Origin of the sequence: uncultured Bifidobacterium sp., assembly GCF_959020155.1 — a bacterium.
Lineage (GTDB): Bacteria > Actinomycetota > Actinomycetes > Actinomycetales > Bifidobacteriaceae > Bifidobacterium.
Map to the genome: position 1 here is coordinate 31,798 of NZ_CAUERC010000008.1, position 16,182 is coordinate 47,979.

Annotated in this window: 14 protein-coding genes; 5 read left to right on the forward strand and 9 right to left on the reverse strand. The window is 60.1% G+C overall.

What is annotated here, in order from left to right; genetic code table 11:
- Both Q5H31_RS03750 and Q5H31_RS03755 read right to left on the reverse strand, forming a co-directional pair.
- Nucleotides 1-789: a response regulator transcription factor gene (locus tag Q5H31_RS03750; RefSeq protein WP_217743178.1), complete on the reverse strand. Its 789-nt coding sequence runs from the start codon at nucleotides 787-789 to the stop codon at nucleotides 1-3.
- Nucleotides 790-933: 144 nt separating this feature from the next.
- A complete protein-coding gene (locus Q5H31_RS03755; protein ID WP_302457517.1) occupies nucleotides 934-3,663 on the reverse strand; it encodes a DNA topoisomerase (ATP-hydrolyzing) subunit A in 2,730 nt (909 codons plus the stop codon).
- Nucleotides 3,664-3,913: 250 nt separating this feature from the next.
- Between Q5H31_RS03755 and Q5H31_RS03760 the strand changes: the two genes are divergently transcribed.
- Nucleotides 3,914-5,182, forward strand: a complete 1,269-nt coding sequence (locus Q5H31_RS03760) for an alkaline phosphatase family protein (protein WP_032735789.1) — start codon at nucleotides 3,914-3,916, stop codon at nucleotides 5,180-5,182.
- A gap of 9 nt (nucleotides 5,183-5,191) precedes the next feature.
- On the opposite strand, the gene sepH is transcribed toward Q5H31_RS03760, so the two are convergent.
- Nucleotides 5,192-6,283 carry a septation protein SepH gene (gene sepH / locus Q5H31_RS03765; RefSeq protein WP_007056777.1) on the reverse strand — a complete coding sequence of 364 codons (1,092 nt, stop codon included), beginning with the start codon at nucleotides 6,281-6,283 and terminating at the stop codon, nucleotides 5,192-5,194.
- Nucleotides 6,284-6,441: 158 nt separating this feature from the next.
- On the opposite strand from sepH, the gene Q5H31_RS03770 reads away from it, so the two are divergent.
- The 3 genes from Q5H31_RS03770 (at nucleotide 6,442) to Q5H31_RS03780 (ending at nucleotide 9,669) form a co-directional block, all read left to right on the forward strand.
- The gene (locus Q5H31_RS03770) at nucleotides 6,442-6,735 is read left to right on the forward strand and encodes a DUF4193 domain-containing protein (protein ID WP_007052669.1); all 294 of its coding nucleotides are present in this window, start codon (nucleotides 6,442-6,444) and stop codon (nucleotides 6,733-6,735) included.
- The gene (dut, locus tag Q5H31_RS03775; protein WP_007055963.1) at nucleotides 6,735-7,211 is read left to right on the forward strand and encodes a dUTP diphosphatase; all 477 of its coding nucleotides are present in this window, start codon (nucleotides 6,735-6,737) and stop codon (nucleotides 7,209-7,211) included. Before Q5H31_RS03770 ends, dut begins: the two co-directional genes overlap by 1 nt.
- Before the next feature lie 133 nt (nucleotides 7,212-7,344).
- Nucleotides 7,345-9,669, forward strand: coding sequence for a bifunctional (p)ppGpp synthetase/guanosine-3',5'-bis(diphosphate) 3'-pyrophosphohydrolase (locus Q5H31_RS03780; protein ID WP_012471819.1), 2,325 nt, complete (start codon nucleotides 7,345-7,347; stop codon nucleotides 9,667-9,669).
- Nucleotides 9,670-9,786: 117 nt separating this feature from the next.
- Here Q5H31_RS03780 and Q5H31_RS03785 read toward each other — a convergent pair whose 3' ends face one another.
- The 5 genes from Q5H31_RS03785 to Q5H31_RS03805 all read right to left on the reverse strand — a co-directional run bounded on the left by Q5H31_RS03785 (nucleotide 9,787) and on the right by Q5H31_RS03805 (nucleotide 14,152).
- Nucleotides 9,787-10,641, reverse strand: coding sequence for an IS3 family transposase (locus tag Q5H31_RS03785; protein ID WP_080746424.1), 855 nt, complete (start codon nucleotides 10,639-10,641; stop codon nucleotides 9,787-9,789).
- Nucleotides 10,641-11,156: an IS3 family transposase gene (locus tag Q5H31_RS03790; RefSeq protein WP_058062641.1), complete on the reverse strand. Its 516-nt coding sequence runs from the start codon at nucleotides 11,154-11,156 to the stop codon at nucleotides 10,641-10,643. Before Q5H31_RS03790 ends, Q5H31_RS03785 begins: the two co-directional genes overlap by 1 nt.
- Nucleotides 11,157-11,252: 96 nt before the next feature.
- Nucleotides 11,253-11,792, reverse strand: coding sequence for a peptidylprolyl isomerase (locus Q5H31_RS03795; protein ID WP_302457518.1), 540 nt, complete (start codon nucleotides 11,790-11,792; stop codon nucleotides 11,253-11,255).
- Nucleotides 11,793-11,864: 72 nt separating this feature from the next.
- Nucleotides 11,865-12,833: a hypothetical protein gene (locus Q5H31_RS03800; RefSeq protein ID WP_007052675.1), complete on the reverse strand. Its 969-nt coding sequence runs from the start codon at nucleotides 12,831-12,833 to the stop codon at nucleotides 11,865-11,867.
- 383 nt (nucleotides 12,834-13,216) lie between these two features.
- The gene (locus tag Q5H31_RS03805; protein WP_007052677.1) at nucleotides 13,217-14,152 is read right to left on the reverse strand and encodes a DMT family transporter; all 936 of its coding nucleotides are present in this window, start codon (nucleotides 14,150-14,152) and stop codon (nucleotides 13,217-13,219) included.
- 278 nt (nucleotides 14,153-14,430) lie between these two features.
- Between Q5H31_RS03805 and Q5H31_RS03810 the strand changes: the two genes are divergently transcribed.
- Nucleotides 14,431-14,835 carry a pyridoxamine 5'-phosphate oxidase family protein gene (locus Q5H31_RS03810; RefSeq protein ID WP_007052678.1) on the forward strand — a complete coding sequence of 135 codons (405 nt, stop codon included), beginning with the start codon at nucleotides 14,431-14,433 and terminating at the stop codon, nucleotides 14,833-14,835.
- 27 nt (nucleotides 14,836-14,862) lie between these two features.
- On the opposite strand, the gene Q5H31_RS03815 is transcribed toward Q5H31_RS03810, so the two are convergent.
- Nucleotides 14,863-16,158, reverse strand: a complete 1,296-nt coding sequence (locus tag Q5H31_RS03815; protein WP_161519586.1) for a THUMP-like domain-containing protein — start codon at nucleotides 16,156-16,158, stop codon at nucleotides 14,863-14,865.
- Nucleotides 16,159-16,182: the final 24 nt, after the last annotated feature.

Below are 16,182 nucleotides of genomic sequence, written 5' to 3' on the forward strand. Positions count from 1 at the left end.
CTATCGAATGCGGTAGTTGGAGCCGCGTTGGGTCATGATGAGGCCGGCGCGGGTGAGCTTCTTATCCAGTGTGTAGAGGGCGTTCTTGAGTAAGCCTTGTTGCTCGAAGAATGGGCCGCCGACAAGTTTGACCAACTCGCTGGTGTTGACGAACTGGCCATCAGCCTTGACCAGCGCTTCAAGCAAACTGTATTCCAGACGGGACAGTGAGATTGCGCTGTGAGTGGATGCGTAGTAGGCCTTGTGATTCGTGGTGTCCAACGTGAGATTGCCACGAATGATCATGGCGGGGGAGTCGGTGGCAAGCGAGCCGACGTATGAGAGCAGTTCGCCATCGGAGAATGGTTTGCTCAGCACGACATCCGGGTGTCGTGCGTTAGCTTGTGCGCTAGCGGCGGCATTGTCCGAGCGTTGTTCGGCTTCGGCATCTGAGTTGTTTGCGCGTGAATCCGCGCTGAAGGAGTTGTAGGGCGTCTCTTCGATAGGGGCGTACTCGTCAGGCAGCGCTCGCCAGCGGCTGCCTTCACCAATGGTTTTGCTGAGTGGCGTCGAAGTCAGCAGCAGAATCTTGACGGAGGCACGGGCATTGCGTAGGGATTCGATGAGCTGCTCGGTGGAAATGCCGAGCAGGGATTCATCAAGAATCACTGCGTCAAATGACTCCTTGGCGACAGCGGCGAGCGCGATACTACCGGTGCTTGCCAAAGACACCTCATGACGACCGGCAAGCAGGGCACCATGAATGGCGTGGGCCAACGGTTCATTGGATACGGCAACCAGTAGTCTCATCGCCGCCTCCTTAATGCTTAGTGTAGGCCGGGTTTAGGGTCTCTTCTCTATTGTTTGGCTCACTATCGTTCGCTCCTCGCCTACAAACACCCCACTGGGGTGTTTGCTTTACGGCTCGGCCCATCAGAGGGAGCTTAATTGAGGTTACGCAATGAAGGCGATGGGGGAGGCGAGGTCTACTCCGGAACCGTCTCGGCGCATATCGGGCTTGGGAAGCTCGACCGGAGAGCCTGCGGATGTAGAGGCGTGCAACGGGTAGAGGCCCACCCAGGCAAGAATCAGCGTGTTCTGGCCCTTCAGGAATCGCTGGGAACGCACGCCGCCGGTAGCGCGACCCTTGGTGGGGTACATTTCCAGCGGAGTGACCTTCGCCGCGCCGTTTTCGGTGCCGGGCAGTGCATCGGAATCGCCGGCCACGGTGAGCACCACTGCACCGGATCCGGAAGTCAAGCCGTTCTCGCCCTCTTCATAGGTCCATGCCACCTTGCCGGCGGGAACCACGTTGAAGGCCGCCACACGGGCGCCCTTGGCCAGCTTGATGCCGGCCATACCGCCCGCAGTACGACCCTGCGGGCGCACGTTCTTCGCCTTAAAGGTCAGTAGCGAGGAATCGGAGGAGATGAACACCAGACGGTCGTCATCCTCGGCCACGGCGGCGAATACCACTTCGTCGCCATCTTTCAGATCAATGACGGGCCAAGAATCCATGGTGGTGGGTGCCTCACGATTCCAACGCTTGATGACACCGTTACGGGTACCGATAGCCAGCGACGGCAACGGCTTGGCCTCGGCGGCTCCGCCATCCTCGCTCTCGTCCTTGGCACTGGTCTTGCCGGACGTCGGCTGCTCCATGGCAATCGCCGTAATCACACGCTCACCGCGAATCGGATCGGTGGATTCGGTCATGCCGATCAGTTCGTCGGCCTGAACTCCTCCCTTCAGCGACAATGTGGCGGCAGCGGGCAAGGCAGGCAAATCAACCACATGCGCGAGCACCAGGCGGCCGGCCGACGTGACCAGCCCATACGTAGCGCGCGTGGAAGTCTCGAAGATTGTGGTGATCTGATCGTCTCTCAAACGCTCATCGGAAGTGGATCGTGCATTGAACACGTCCATCGCGCTTGGCGTGGTACGGGCAATCAAACCGGTAGCGCTCATCATCACCACGCACGGCTCGTCCTCGATCTTCAAGGCTCCGGTCAGCGTGGACTGTTCGCCGGTCTTCTTGGCCGCGGCTGCGGCTGCGGCCACATCGGCTTCGGCGGAGGAGATCGTAGTGGCGGCCTTCACCGCTTCGAGCGCGGACTTGGACACGCCCGAAGCTCCGGCACCCTGCGCCACGACCGGCGTCAACGTGCCATCCGGGTCGGCATCCAGCAGCACGGTACGGCGCGGCGAGCCCCACTTGGCGACCGCTTCGTCCATCTCGTCGGTGACCACCTGGTCGAGCGCCTCGGCGGAGGCCAGGATCCGGGTCAGCTCCTCGATACGCTTCTTCAGATCATCGCGTTCGGCCTCAAGCTCGATACGGTTCATCTTGGTCAGTCGGCGCAGACGCAGGTCGAGGATGTACTGAGCCTGGACCTCGTCCAAATCGAAAACGACCATCAAACGGCTCTTCGCGGCATCCGCATCATCCGAGGTGCGGATTACCTGAATCACCTCGTCGATGTCCAACATGGCCAGCAGCAGGCCCTCGACCAGGTGCAGGCGCTCCAGCGCCTTCTTCTTGCGATATTCACTGCGGCGGCGAATCACCACACGGCGGTGGTCCACCCACACCTGAAGCATCTCCTTCAGACCCATCGTGTGCGGGCGGCCCTCCACCAACGCCACGTTGTTCATGGCGAAGTTGTCTTGCAACGGTGTGTGCTTGAACAACTGCACCAGAACCGCATGCGGGTCGAAACCAGTCTTGATCTCGATGACGATACGCGTGCCGTTATGACGATCGGTCAGATCGAACGCGCCGGAAATCCCCTCCAGCTTGCGGTTCTTCACACCGTCGGAAATACGTTCGATTACCTTCTCCGGGCCCACCATGTACGGCAGCTCGGTGACCACGATGGCCTGCTTGCGGGCCGTGACATGCTCGATATGCGTGGCGGCGCGCGTGGTGAGCGTACCACGGCCAGTGGCATAGGCCTCACGGATGCCGTCGCGGCCGATGATCGTGCCGCCGGTGGGCCAGTCGGGGCCGGGCACGTAACGCATCAGCTGTTCCAGGGTGGCGTCCGAATGCGCCATGAGGAACTTGGCGGCGTTTACCACCTCGCCCAGATTGTGGGTGGCCAGGTTCGTGGCCATGCCCACGGCGATGCCCGAGCCGCCGTTGACCAGCAGATTCGGGATGGCGGCCGGCAGCACGGTCGGTTCCTTGAGCTTGTTGTCATAGTTCGGCGTGAAGTCGACGGTGTCCTCATCGATATCCGCGTTCATGCCGAGAGCGGCTGGGCCAAGCCTGGCCTCGGTGTAACGGGAGGCCGCAGGGCCGTCATCCAGCGAGCCGAAGTTGCCGTGGCCGTCTACCAGCGGCAGACGCATCGCGAACGGCTGTGCCAAACGCACCATGGCCTCGTAGATCGCGGAATCACCGTGCGGGTGGAGCTTGCCCATCACCTCGCCCACCACGCGGGCGGACTTCATATATGGGCGGTCGGGAGTCAGGTTCATCTCGCCCATCTGGTAGACGATGCGGCGCTGCACCGGCTTCAAGCCATCGCGCGCATCGGGCAGTGCGCGTGCGTAAATCACCGAATACGCATACTCGAGGAAGGACTTGCTCATCTCCTCGTTCAGCGGCGTCTCGACGATATGCTCCTTGACCGTGCGCGGATCGTAGGTTTGCGCGGACGGTTTGCGGTGTGATGCCATGAAACTCCCTTTCGAACGCCCCCATATTAGCGGGAGGGCGCGAAACAGTGCGCAGAGAACGGTTCTCGATAACAACTGTGCGCTGGTTTCGGTGCGCCAATCGCACATGTTTGCCGATAAAACGGCGTGATTCCAGTGTTTCAGTCGATGTGCGTTTGTTTGATTATGTGCGTTGGAGCGCACAGTTGTTATTGAGAACCGTTCTCTGCGCACTGAGCCAAGGGGAGGGGTGCTACTTGAATGGGCAACTATGAGTGTTGAGACGCCGGATATGGACGAGTTGCTGCGGCTGGTGCCCACAGTGGGCTATGGGGATGACGCCCCGGCCGATCGGCGTGGGGGAGCACTGCACCTGTCCGCCGTGCTGCCCGCCTTGTCCGCCGCCATCGGACATCCGACCCCCACCAAGGTCCACGCCGATCCCAAGGCCTGCCAGCGCGCATTGGGGCTGCCCGATGCCGAATCGGCCATCGTGGTGCTCGTGGACGGCCTGGGCTACTGGAACCTCGCCATGCGCCTCGGCCACGCGCCCTATCTGCGTTCGCTGATGAACGAAAGCGCCAATCAGCGTCCCATCGCTACCTGCGCTCCAAGCACCACTGTGGCGGCCATGGCCGCATTCGGTACCGGAACCTGCCCGGGACTGACCGCAATGGCGGGCTATACGCAGCTCGAACCCGCCAGCCATAAGCTCATCCAACTCATCCAGTTCAAAGACGCGCTGGCACCCAAACCAGCCAATCCGCACATTCCTGTGCCGCCCATGGTCGATCCGCTCGACCTGCAGCGCGAGGAGACGGTGTTCGAGAAACTTGCGGCTCAAGAGGTGCGCGTCACGAGCTCGGGGTTGCCCAAGTTCTCCAAATCGCCATTGACCGAAGCCGCATTGCGAGGCACCGACTATCAAAGCAACGTCACCCCACGCGATCGTGTGCTGGCCGCCGCACGCGCCTCCCGCACCCCCGGCCTGACCTACCTGTACATCCGTGACGCCGACAAAGTCGGCCACAATTACGGGTGGGATTCCGAACACTGGGTGGCCGCATTCGAACATATCGACGCCCAGCTCGCGCTCCTGAAACGCAGCGCACCCAAAGGCACGCTGATCGTCATCGTAGCCGACCACGGCATGGTGCAAACCGACATGGACCAGCGGATTGACATCGCCGTTGAACCGCAGCTCACCCGAGGCGTGTCACTGGTCGGGGGGGAGCCGCGCTCGCTGATGCTGTATGCCGAGCCGGATGAACGACCTGAGGATATAGCTTGCCGGTGGCGCGATTGTCTGCAAGACCGAGCCTTGGTGCGGACCAAGGATGAGGCCATCGCGGACGGATTGTTTGGACCGGTCTGCGAGCGAGTCCGGCCAATGCTCGGCGATGTGGTCGTGCAGGCAGCGGGAGCCGTGACCCTCGTCGATTCGCGTACGCAAGGAGACAAGGCCACCCACCTGCCGAGCGTGCATGGCTCCCAAACAGCATTGGAAATGGATATTCCCTGCCTGATCGATATGGCCTGATTCGGAAATTCAGTCTCCGAACAGAATCTCGTCCCAGCTTGGTACGGCCGAACGTCCTGATTTACGCTTGGCCGGTTTGGCTGGTGCCTCATGTTCGGTGGCGGCGGATTCGGCCGCCCGCTCCTGCTCGGTGGCTACTAGCTGTGCATTGGGGCCACTCCGTATGGTCTTGTCCGAAACATTGTCAGAGCCCTGCTCTGGTGCCGTGGCAGGCGATTGCTGTAATCCTGCGGCAGATGGCGAAACAGATCCGGCGGTCTGCGAAGAGACCGGACTGGGGGCCGTAGTGCCATGAGCCTGGGTCGTGGCCGGTGAGATGGACGTGGATAGATCCACTGGGGGCATGGAACCTGTGGAAGTGACAGAGGGCCGGATTGCGGCAGGCCGTGCGGCCGGAATCGAAGGCGTAGGAGCCGCCCAAGCAGACACGGCGCGCTCGATACGCGCGGAGCGTACGGAGTCGCCGGGCAGTTCGGGAATCGTCGGCTTGAGTTTGGAATCCGTGGCTGATTCCGGATTCTGTTCGCCGAGCAGTTTTCGAGCGGCATTGTTCAGGCTCATCACGGAATTGTCGTGCATATTCCACGTCCATTCGGCATGGATCTCACGGCCCGCGGAAGTGAATATCGCCACGATGCGCCAAGGCTCAAGTCCACGTCGGGTGGATTTCCAGGTCACTGATTCCATGCCGATTCCCGCAGAGGCCAGCGTGCGTTCCACCAGTTCGCTGATGGTGCGCACCCTGCTGTCTTTGGGTGCCGCCACGGCAAGGAACTGTTCGATGGCATACTGTTTCTCGGTCTCCACAGCCATGGAGAAACGACGTACCAGCATTTCGCTCAGATGATATTTCTCCGCGACACGGGCCGGATCGGCACCGGCGCGAATCAGCGACTGTATCTGGGAAATCGGCAAAGTGGACTGCTGATGCGGCTGGGGAGCCTGTCGCATCTCGCTTCTGACCTGCTTGGCCTCAAGAATCGCCCGTTCGAGCGTGTCGTCCACGCTCACAGCCATTTCCCTGCCGCCAAGGGAGAATACGAGGTCCCCCGTCTTGCTCACGCGCACGAAACGGGCTTTTTCAAGCCGATCATCTGGCATATTCGCACCACTTTCCGTCGCAAAGACATTACTTCTTTTAAGTATGCCCCACGTGTCGAACTTTACGAGTATTTCAAATCGTGTATCCTATGGGCGAGTACGGCGCTGACCGTGCTATATATATCGACTTACGAACCAAAGACGACGAAAGGACCATGATGGCTCAGGATTATGATTCCCCCCGCAACAAGGATGAGGACGAGGAATCGCTGCAGGCGCTGGGGAAGTCCTCGCAGAACGCCTCGAGCGACATCGACGACGATGAGAACGCCATCGCCGAAGACTACGAACTGCCGGGCGCCGATTTGAGCAACGAGGATTCCTCGGTGACCGTCATCCCCATGCAGGGTGACGAGTTCATCTGCTCGCAGTGCTTCCTGGTCAAGCATCGCAGCCAGCTCGCCTACACGGACGAGGATGGCCAGCCGGTGTGTGAGGAGTGCGCCGCCTGATGGCGTTCGACGAGACCTACAACGAGCCCGAATCCACCGAGGTCCTGGTCAAGAGCCTCGACCCCGAACATCCGGCCCAGCTGCACTATGCCCACGCGGGCGATGCCGGTGCCGACCTCATCACCACCGTCGATGTGACGCTGAAGCCTTTTGAACGGGCACTGGTTCCCACCGGCGTGGCCATCGCCCTACCTGCGGGCTACGTGGCGTTGGTGCATCCGCGTTCCGGGCTGGCCGCCAAGCAGGGCGTCACCGTGCTCAACGCGCCTGGCACCGTTGATGCCGGCTACCGTGGCGAGATCAAGGTGCCTCTGATCAACCTCGATCCGAAGCACACCGCCGTCTTCCATCCGGGCGATCGCATCGCTCAATTGGTGATTCAGCGGTATGTTGAGGCTCGGTTCATCCCGGCCGAGACACTGCCCGGATCCGATCGCGCCGAACGCGGGTTCGGTTCGACGGGAGTGGCGTCCTGACCGGATTAGGCCGGTTGAATGACTAAGGTGATGACGGCAACAACGGTTGTGGAACCAATGATGGCGAACAGGTGAATGCACAAGGCTCCGGTTCGCGGCTACAATGAACTTCATGACGAGGGAGGTGACTGGCATGGCAGAGATTGATGGCGAGCAGTACGCCGCCCGTAAGTTGGGTTGTGAGATCAGTGCCGATCCGCTCAATCCGCTGGATCCAATCAAGAAGGTGTGCAAGTCCCATCACCCCGATGAGGATTTGTCCATTCTTGACCGTGCCTACCGGCGTGCCGTCATCCAGCACTCCGCCCAGCGCCGCAAGTCTGGCGAGCCGTACATCATCCACCCGCTGGCCGTTTCCCAGATTCTCGCGGATCTGGGCATGGGCCCGATCGTGGTGGCAGCCGGCCTGTTGCACGACACGGTGGAAGACACCGACTATACGTTGGATCAATGCCGCGCCGAATTCGGCGACACCGTGGCCGGTCTGGTCGATGGCGTTACCAAGCTGAGTCAGCTTGAAGTGGGTGATTCCGCCCAAGCCGAAACCATTCGCAAACTCGTGGTGGCCATGAGCCGCGACGTGCGTACCTTGGTGGTCAAGCTCGCCGACCGCGTACACAACGCTCGCACCTGGCGCTATGTGAAGACCACGTCCGCCCAGAAGAAGGCGCGTGAAACCCTTGACGTGTACGCACCTTTGGCCAACCGACTCGGTATGAACGCCATCAAGACGGAGCTCGAGGAACTGAGCTTCAAGGTGCTCTACCCGAAGATCTACAACGAGATCGTGGTGCTGGTGGCTCGCCGAGCCGGCCAGCGCGATGTGTACCTGAAGCAGATTCTGGCGGAGATCAACGAGGATCTCGACGAGCAGAACATCAAGGCATACGTCACCGGACGCCCGAAGGATTACTTCTCCATCTACCAGAAGATGATCGTGCGCGGCCATGATTTCGCGAACATCTACGATTTGGTCGGTGTGCGCATCATCGTCGACACCATTCAGGACTGCTATGCGGCGCTTGGTGCCGTGCATGCGCGGTGGAACCCGGTTCCCGGCCGATTCAAGGACTACATCGCCATGCCGAAGCTCAACATGTACCAGTCGCTGCACACCACGGTGGTGGGCCCCGGTGGCAAGCCGGTCGAAATCCAGATTCGCACTTGGGACATGCACCGCCGCGCCGAATTCGGCATCGCCGCGCACTGGAAATACAAGGAAAACGGCCAGGCCGGCCGCGCCCTGAGCTCGCCGGACAAGTCCGATCGAAAGCGTGATGAAAACAATCAGGAGCTTTCCGAGGTCGATAACCTCAAATGGATTCAGCAGCTCGCCGACTGGACCAGCGAAACCCCTGATTCCAACGAATTCTTGGGCTCGCTCAAGGAAGACCTTGGCTCGTCCGAAGTCTACGTGTTCACGCCGAAAGGCAAAATCGTATCCCTGCCCGCTCACGCCACGCCGGTCGACTTCGCGTACGCCGTGCACACCGAAGTGGGCCACCGTACGATGGGCGCGCGCGTCAACGGTCGTTTGGTGCCGCTCGACACCACGCTCGATAATGGCGATACCGTCGAAATTCTGACGTCCAAATCCGATACAGCCGGCCCGTCACGCGATTGGCTGAGCTTCGTCAAGAGCCCGAAGGCCCGCAACAAGATTCGTCAGTGGTTCTCCAAGGAGCGTCGTACTGAAGCCATCGAGGAGGGCCGCGACGAGCTGACCCGCGCGATGCGCAAGCGCAATCTGCCGGTCAACACATTGCTTACGCCCGAAGCACTGGTGGGTGTGGCCGACGACCTTAACTTCCCGAACGCGGACGCCGTGTTCGCCGCCATTGGTGACGGACAGGTCTCCACGCAGAACGTCATCTCGCATCTGGTCAAGGATGCGGGTGCCGACGAGGTCGATGAGGAAGTCGAGCAGGAAGTCCTGCCGCTGAAGCCCATGGAACGCAAGGCCTCCAGCAGCTCCACCGGCGTGTCCGTCAAGGGCGTGGGCGATGTGTGGATCAAGCTGGCCCGTTGCTGCATGCCGGTGCCCGGTGACAATATCATCGGCTTCATCACCCGTAATCAGGGCGTATCCGTGCACCGCACCGACTGCCAGAACATGATCGATCTGAAAAACAAGCAGCCTGAGCGTGTGGTCGAAGTCGAATGGACCAGCACCAAGGGCCTGTTCATGGTCAAGATTCAGGTCGAGGCGCTGGATCGACGAAACCTGCTTTCGGACGTGACACGTGTGCTTTCCGACCATGGCGTGAACATCATTTCCGGTACGATCGCCACCGGTTCCGATCGCGTGGCCACCAGCCAGTTCAGCTTCGAAATGGCCGATCCGCAGCATCTCAACTCGTTGCTGGCAGCCGTGCGCAAGATTGATGGCGTGTTCGACGTGTACCGCATCACTGGTGCCAAGGAATCCGCCGAACCTCGACTGCGCAAGATGAAGTAGGCCGTTACCTTACTCTGGCTCCCTCTCAGAGAGGGGAGCCAAGAACACGAAAAGGTCCTGACTGGAATACCTGAACTGCGCCCCGATTGTTGGACGTGGTTTATTAAGGGTACCTGATTAGGCTGTGAGGGACATGTTCCGGAATTCCTCCGGGGTGTGTCCCTCCAGTCGTATCTGGCGGCGTTTGGTGTTCCAGTGGATGATGTACGCGTCCAGTTCGTTCTTGAACTGTTCGTATGAGGCGAACTCGCGTCCGGCGTGGAACTCGTCCTTGAGGTGGCCGAACACCTGCTCGGTCGCGGCGTTGTCGATGCAGTTGCCCTTCCTGCTCATGGACTGGCGGATGTTCAGTCCCGCGAGCCGGTCGCGCCACCACCGGTGCCGGTACTGCCAGCCCATGTCGGAGTGCGGGATCGGGTCGGCGTCTTCGGGCAGCTTCTCCTCGAGCATGGCGAGCAGGCGCCGCTGCTGGGCCATGTCGGGATGCCGGCTGACGTCCCAGGCCACGATCTCCTTGGATCCCATATCGTATACGGGAGCCGGATACGCCTTGCCGTCGGCGACCCTGAACTCGGTGACGTCCGTGCCCAGCTTCACCCACGGCCGGTCGGCCGTGAAGTCGCGGTTCAGCAGGTTCTCCGCCCTCGCGCCCGTCTCGTCCCGGTACGAGCTGTATTTCCGGTACGGGTTCGGCCTGCGTATCCGGCATTCCAGGCCCATGCGCCTCATGACCTTCAGCACGCTCTTGTGGCTCACCCGCACCCCGAACTCGTGCACGAGGCACATGCGTATCTGCCGGTGGCCGCACCCGTTGGGCGTGCGCGCGAATATCTCGGCGACCATCGGCTCGATGTCCGGCCGGGTCACGGCGGCCGGATGCGACAGAAGATGGTAATACGTGCTTTTCGCCAGTCCGGCCGCCCTGAGCAGGTGCCGGAGCCGATGTCCCAGCCCCGCCAGCATGGAGACGATCACCGTTCTGTCCCGGTTGCCGATCTCCACGCCAGCAGGGCGTCGACTTTTTCCAGGTACGCGACCCTCGCCTTGAGGTACGCGTTCTCCTCCTCAAGGAGCTGTTCCCTTGTGGGAGCCGGCCTCGGCTTGGATTTCGCGCCCCTGGGCCTGCCCTTCGGTTTCGGACGCAGCGCGTCCGGGCCGCCGGACCGGTACTCGCGGCACCAGCGCTCCAACGGGGTGGGACCCGCGATCCTGTACTTCTCCATGACTTCGGCCTTCGTCAGCCCATGCTCCACATGGTCGCGCACCGCCGCGAGCTTCGTCTCGTAGTCGTATCTCCTGTTGCCTTCGCGTTCTCCCATGAGCGCCGCCTCCCCGCCAAACCGGTATGACAACACCCATTTTCCCGCGGTACTGACGGGCACGCCAAGCCGGCGGGCGAGAGAACGCCTCCCGGCCCCGCCCCGGATCAGGTCGGCGACGACCCGCATGAAACCGTCATCGTAATGACGCCTGCGATCCCTACACATGAGAAACCGCACCTCCGATCATCGAATCTGAATTACTTCAGTCCAACAATCGGGGTGCGGTTCAGAATCAGGACCTTTTCGTATATGTTGTCGGTCTTACTCCGCCACGTCCACGGACAGAATCACGGCCGGCTCGAGCGGGCGATCCATCGGATCGGTGTCCAGTGCTTCGAGCTTATCGACGACCTTCTTGGAGTCGTCATCGGCGACCTCACCGAAGATGGTGTGGTGACCGTCCAGCCACGGGGTCGGCACGGTGGTGATGAAGAACTGGGAGCCGTTGGTGCCATGGACCTTACCGTCCATGCCGCGACGCAGACCGGCGTTGGCCATAGCCAACAGGTACGGCTTGTCGAACTTCAGGCTCGGGTCGATCTCATCGTTGAACTCGTAGCCAGGGCCGCCGGTACCGGTGCCCAGCGGGCAACCGCCCTGAATCATGAACTGCTTGATGATACGGTGGAAGGTCAGGCCGTTGTAGAACTTGCCGTGGGAAGGCTGGCCGGTGTACGGGTCCGCCCATTCCTTCTCGCCGGTGGCGAGGCCCAGGAAGTTGGCCACGGTGTTCGGAGCCTTGTCGTCGAACAGGTTGATGGTGATGCTGCCCTCAGAGGTATTCATAATGATGGTAGTCATACGTTCCATGTTCTCATTGCCCCACGTCATTGACTGGCATTGCCGCCATCGCTGCTATCGAGTCGGCGATTGTCAGCCAATGAATTTGATGCCGGTTCCGCTGCTGCTACCGGTTGAGGAGCCGCTCGAACCGCTATTACCGGAGTTTGAACTGGATGATCCGCCCGTGGAGCTGGAAGAGGAACCGGAGCCATTGGCTGATCCTGAACCCGATCCGGTTGAACCGTTGCCGGTGCCGGTGGTGCCTCCGGTGGTGCCGGAACCGGTGGAACCGCCAGTCGTGCCCGAATTAGTGGAGGAATCGGTGCCGGTCGAACCATCGGTGGATCCATTGGTGTTGGAATCGGTTGAGGAGTCGGTGCCGGTTGAGCCGGACGTGCTTGAATCGGTGCCGTCGTTGGACGAGCCGGATGTGGAGTCCTTGGTGTTGGAATCATTCGAACCGTCGGTAATGCCCGGCTGCGGCAGTCCGTTATTCTGATTGGACGTGTCGGTCTGCGTTTTGGTGTCGGTTTGCGTGGGCGTGGTGGACGGAGTGATGATATGGTCCGTGCCACGGCCCTGCGTGACCAGCATGACGATGCCGGCGGTTACTGCCACGGCGAGCAGGCCGGATACCAGCGTGACGATAATGGCGGTGCGCTTCGAATTATGGGAGCGGGCCTTGCGCAGTTCATTGACCGAATAGGTTCGTCCGTTCGCTCGATTGGACACGACTTCGCGCGGCTTGCGCGCGGTGGAAACGGTATTGACCATGCCGGTCATCGTCGTATCGGACTCGGATTCGGCTGCCTTATCGGACTTATTATCCGTAGTGTCATCGTCATTGCCGGAAGACGAGGCCGACTGTAGTTTCTCACCGGAGGCGGTGAGTATGTTTTGATAGATTTTGGTGGCCACCGCGGAGACGATGTAGCTGGCTGCCGCGCCGATTACCGAGCCGGCGATACCGATTTTCGATGCCAGTAAGAATGAGGTGACGGCGGCAAGGGTGCCCGCCACGATGGATGAGAGGGAAAGACCTTCGAAAAACTTCTTCACAAGACACGACCGTAAAGTGTCGGGCTGGAAGGTTGCTTAAGGCTCGGTGATACCGAGAGGATGCCTACACGAGACCTTCAAAACCTAGCCAGCGGAATGTGGAATGACTCAAAAATATGGTGCCGATGAGCAGTGGGAATCAGCGCAAAGTGGCGCAAAGTAGCGCAAAGAACAACCGAAATTGGTTCGCTTGGAGCGAAAACGACGTTCAGCAGAACGTCATGCAGCCCAAGCGAAGCTGCCGTTGCCGGCACCCAACTCGAAATGCAGTTTGGCGATGCCAAGTCCGATTTCCGATTGCACGCCTTCAAGAGCCTCGGCCTTCACCGTAACGGTTCAGGGCAATGGAGAACCCATGACCATCCATGGCCGAAACTGAATCGTCAGTTCCGGTGCAGCGACTGTTTGGTCGGCTTGATTACCGACATCAGCACGGCGACGAAGATCAGCGCAAAGCCCACCAGTGAACTCCACATGATTGTCTCGCCCCAGAACAGCGCGGAGAACGTGACAGCGAACAGACTTTCCGTACACATGATGATTGACGCCTGCGAGGCAGGCACGTGAGCCAGACCGATGTTCTGCATGATCTGGGCACTCATCGTGGCGCCGAGGAACAGATAGAGCACGCTGGCCACTACTGAGGGTGCCAGCCAGCTGGCGTTCGGCATGGGTTCGGTGAACAACGCGCCGATGATGAACAATACGCCGGCAACGCCGAACTGCACAAAAGTGACGGCGATAGGGTCGAAGCGTTTGGTGTAGACACCAAGGCAGGTCAGATTGAACGAGAAGATGACCGCGGTGGCGATGGTCAGCCAGTCGCCGGCACTCAGCGACAGCGAACCGCCCGGCTTCAGCGAGACGAAGCCGACGCCGATCAGACAGATCACGCCGGCGACCAGATTGATGGCCTTCGGGCGGTTTTTTGAAATAATCCACGTGGCGAACGGGGTGAGTACGCAGTAGGCGGCCGTCAGGAACGCGCTGCGGCCCGGTTCAATGGTCTGCAGGCCGATGGTCTGGGTGACCATCGTGCCCCAGTAGGTCAGGCCCACCACGAGCGCCGGCACAATGATTTTCGGCGTCAGATACGGCACGATGTGCTTATGGAACAAGGCCAGCATGCACAGGCAGGCGCCGATCATGCGCAGACCCATCAGCCATTGGGGCGGAATCGCCTCCATGGCGAATTTGGCGAGCAGATAGCTGCCACCCCATAATGCAGCGCAGCCCAGCAACATGAGTCGGGCGAGATTCGGGGGAAAGTTGCGGGACCAGCGGCTGCGCAGCTTGCTGAAACGTTCGACCAAACCCATGGTGCACCTCAGGACAGTTAGGAAAACTTGTGGCTCTCTCGGCTCACAGATTACGGGAACTACCGGCCAAAATCGACCGGTCGATGGGTGTCGGGTGTGTGACAGGTGTGTGGCTGGTGCGCGACCGGGGCATGGCATCGCCAAGCAGGCAAAAACCGGATGAAAGCTGTGCGAAGGTGAGGTTACTCACAGCGAACATCCGGGCTAGTCGCGTTCGAAACCGGTACTCTGGAAAGAGTAAGGATACGTTATCCGTAGCAATCATGAAAGGATTCGACATGGCAGTCATTACTCCGGAAATCAAGGAATTCATCAAGAACAACCTTGGCTGGATCACCACCGTCTCCAAGGACGGCGAACTGGACCTCGGCCCGAAGATGTCCCTGTTCGTGCTGGACGACACGCACATCGCCTACCACGAGCGCACCGCCGGCCAGCACTATGAGAACCTCAAGAACGGTTCCCCGCTGGTCATCGCTTTCGCCAACCTCGAGAAGAAGCAGGGCTACCGCTTCCGCGGCAACGTGGTGCTGCACGTTGACGACGACATCTACAACGAGCAGGTCAAGGTCGCCGAGGAAAAGGGCACCAAGAAGCCGGCCGTGATTCCGGTTCTCGAAGTCACCGAGATCCAGGACCTTGCCTCCGGTCCGACCGCCGGCAAGACCATCGCCAAGGACTGATTAGCTGACGTATTGGTGGCTTCCTCGTCAGAGGGAGCCACTTTTTCGCTTTTTAGTGCGCAGTACTAGGTGACGGCCTTGGGCGTCGGTGGTGGCGAAGAGGTAGGTGCTACCACCGTCCTTGAGTTTGAGTTTTTTGCGCAGCTGGGCCACGGTTAGGGGGAAATTGCGTACGGCGATGTTGGCGTGCGTGAGGCCGGCCAATAGCTGTTTCAGTTCTTTCTTGTTCATGGTGGCGATGGATTCGATGGCGAATGACCTGCCTGGAAAATCGGCAATAGGTTCGGCCGCCACGAACAGGTGGCTATTCGGGCTGATGTGATGCACGGCGAAGCGCTGTTCGAGAACATCAAAGCATCCGGCCTTCATGATTGAGGCGTTGGGCTCGTAAAGGTACTTCCAATGCGAGGAATCGAAGTCGTTCGCGCTTTCCTCAGACAGGGAATCTTCGGTATTGCAAGTATTGCGTGCAGCCAAGGCAGAATCGCTGATAGTGGTGTGATTGTCGCTGTTATCGCCGGCCTTGTACGACAGCACCTGCTCGTCATTAGCACATACCACGAGCGGTGAGGCGTAACGGCCGCGCCCCAACACCAGCAACAATTCCTTGCACTCATTCCCGGTGGAGACGATATGCACCTCATGTACCGCGCCGGCGAAATCGGCGACGGTCTTATGCCAGTCGAGCATGGGGGAGAGCTTGACCATGACCGTCGGTGCCTTGGCCAGCAGCATATCCTTCAGGGTCAGCACATCCGGCATGCAATCGGCAATCGCGTAGGTACGCGAGCCATGATCGTCACGGCGGGCCGGATCGAGGAAGATCATGGAGACTCGGCCAAGCGTGTCAAGCACTGCTGTTGAATCATCATTGATGACTTCGGCGTGGTCAAGGCCGAGTATCGGGAAATTATGGCGAGCGATATCACATAAAATGGATTGTTGTTCCACATATATGGCACAATTGAACACTCGGGACATGTAAGAAAAGTCGACGCCGAAACCGCCGGTCAGATCGACTAGGGATGTCGGGGAGTCGTCGTCGACTGCTTCTTCGGCCAACAATCGCTGTGCCAGCCGAGCCTTGTACTGTGCAGTGAATTGGCTGGAACATTGTTCCATTGGGACTTGCGGCGGGAAAATCAGCCCATCATGGGACGCCCAGTCAGGTAGCTTGAGTGAAGCGCGCTGCCAGCCGGCAATTTGCTCCAGCGCGAACGGCACATCCACGTCGCCATCATGCTTGGCGTGCAAGGCCACATCACGCACATCTTCACGGCGGTGTTTGGCGATGAACGCCCAAGTCGACTCAGAAATCTCCATGCCGCCATTCTAGGGGTTGTGCTG

Bases quoted from the DNA above. Each gene is read 5' to 3' on its own strand.
- Q5H31_RS03815 (WP_161519586.1), bottom strand. From the start codon at position 16,158: ATGGAGATTTCTGAGTCGACTTGGGCGTTCATCGCCAAACACCGCCGT.
- Q5H31_RS03770 (WP_007052669.1), top strand. From the start codon at position 6,442: ATGGCTCAGGATTATGATTCCCCCCGCAACAAGGATGAGGACGAGGAA.
- Q5H31_RS03780 (WP_012471819.1), top strand. From the start codon at position 7,345: ATGGCAGAGATTGATGGCGAGCAGTACGCCGCCCGTAAGTTGGGTTGT.
- Q5H31_RS03760 (WP_032735789.1), top strand. From the start codon at position 3,914: ATGAGTGTTGAGACGCCGGATATGGACGAGTTGCTGCGGCTGGTGCCC.
- Q5H31_RS03795 (WP_302457518.1), bottom strand. From the start codon at position 11,792: ATGACTACCATCATTATGAATACCTCTGAGGGCAGCATCACCATCAAC.
- Q5H31_RS03805 (WP_007052677.1), bottom strand. From the start codon at position 14,152: ATGGGTTTGGTCGAACGTTTCAGCAAGCTGCGCAGCCGCTGGTCCCGC.
- Q5H31_RS03810 (WP_007052678.1), top strand. From the start codon at position 14,431: ATGGCAGTCATTACTCCGGAAATCAAGGAATTCATCAAGAACAACCTT.
- dut (WP_007055963.1), top strand. From the start codon at position 6,735: ATGGCGTTCGACGAGACCTACAACGAGCCCGAATCCACCGAGGTCCTG.
- sepH (WP_007056777.1), bottom strand. From the start codon at position 6,283: ATGCCAGATGATCGGCTTGAAAAAGCCCGTTTCGTGCGCGTGAGCAAG.
- Q5H31_RS03750 (WP_217743178.1), bottom strand. From the start codon at position 789: ATGAGACTACTGGTTGCCGTATCCAATGAACCGTTGGCCCACGCCATT.
- Q5H31_RS03790 (WP_058062641.1), bottom strand. From the start codon at position 11,156: ATGTGTAGGGATCGCAGGCGTCATTACGATGACGGTTTCATGCGGGTC.
- Q5H31_RS03755 (WP_302457517.1), bottom strand. From the start codon at position 3,663: ATGGCATCACACCGCAAACCGTCCGCGCAAACCTACGATCCGCGCACG.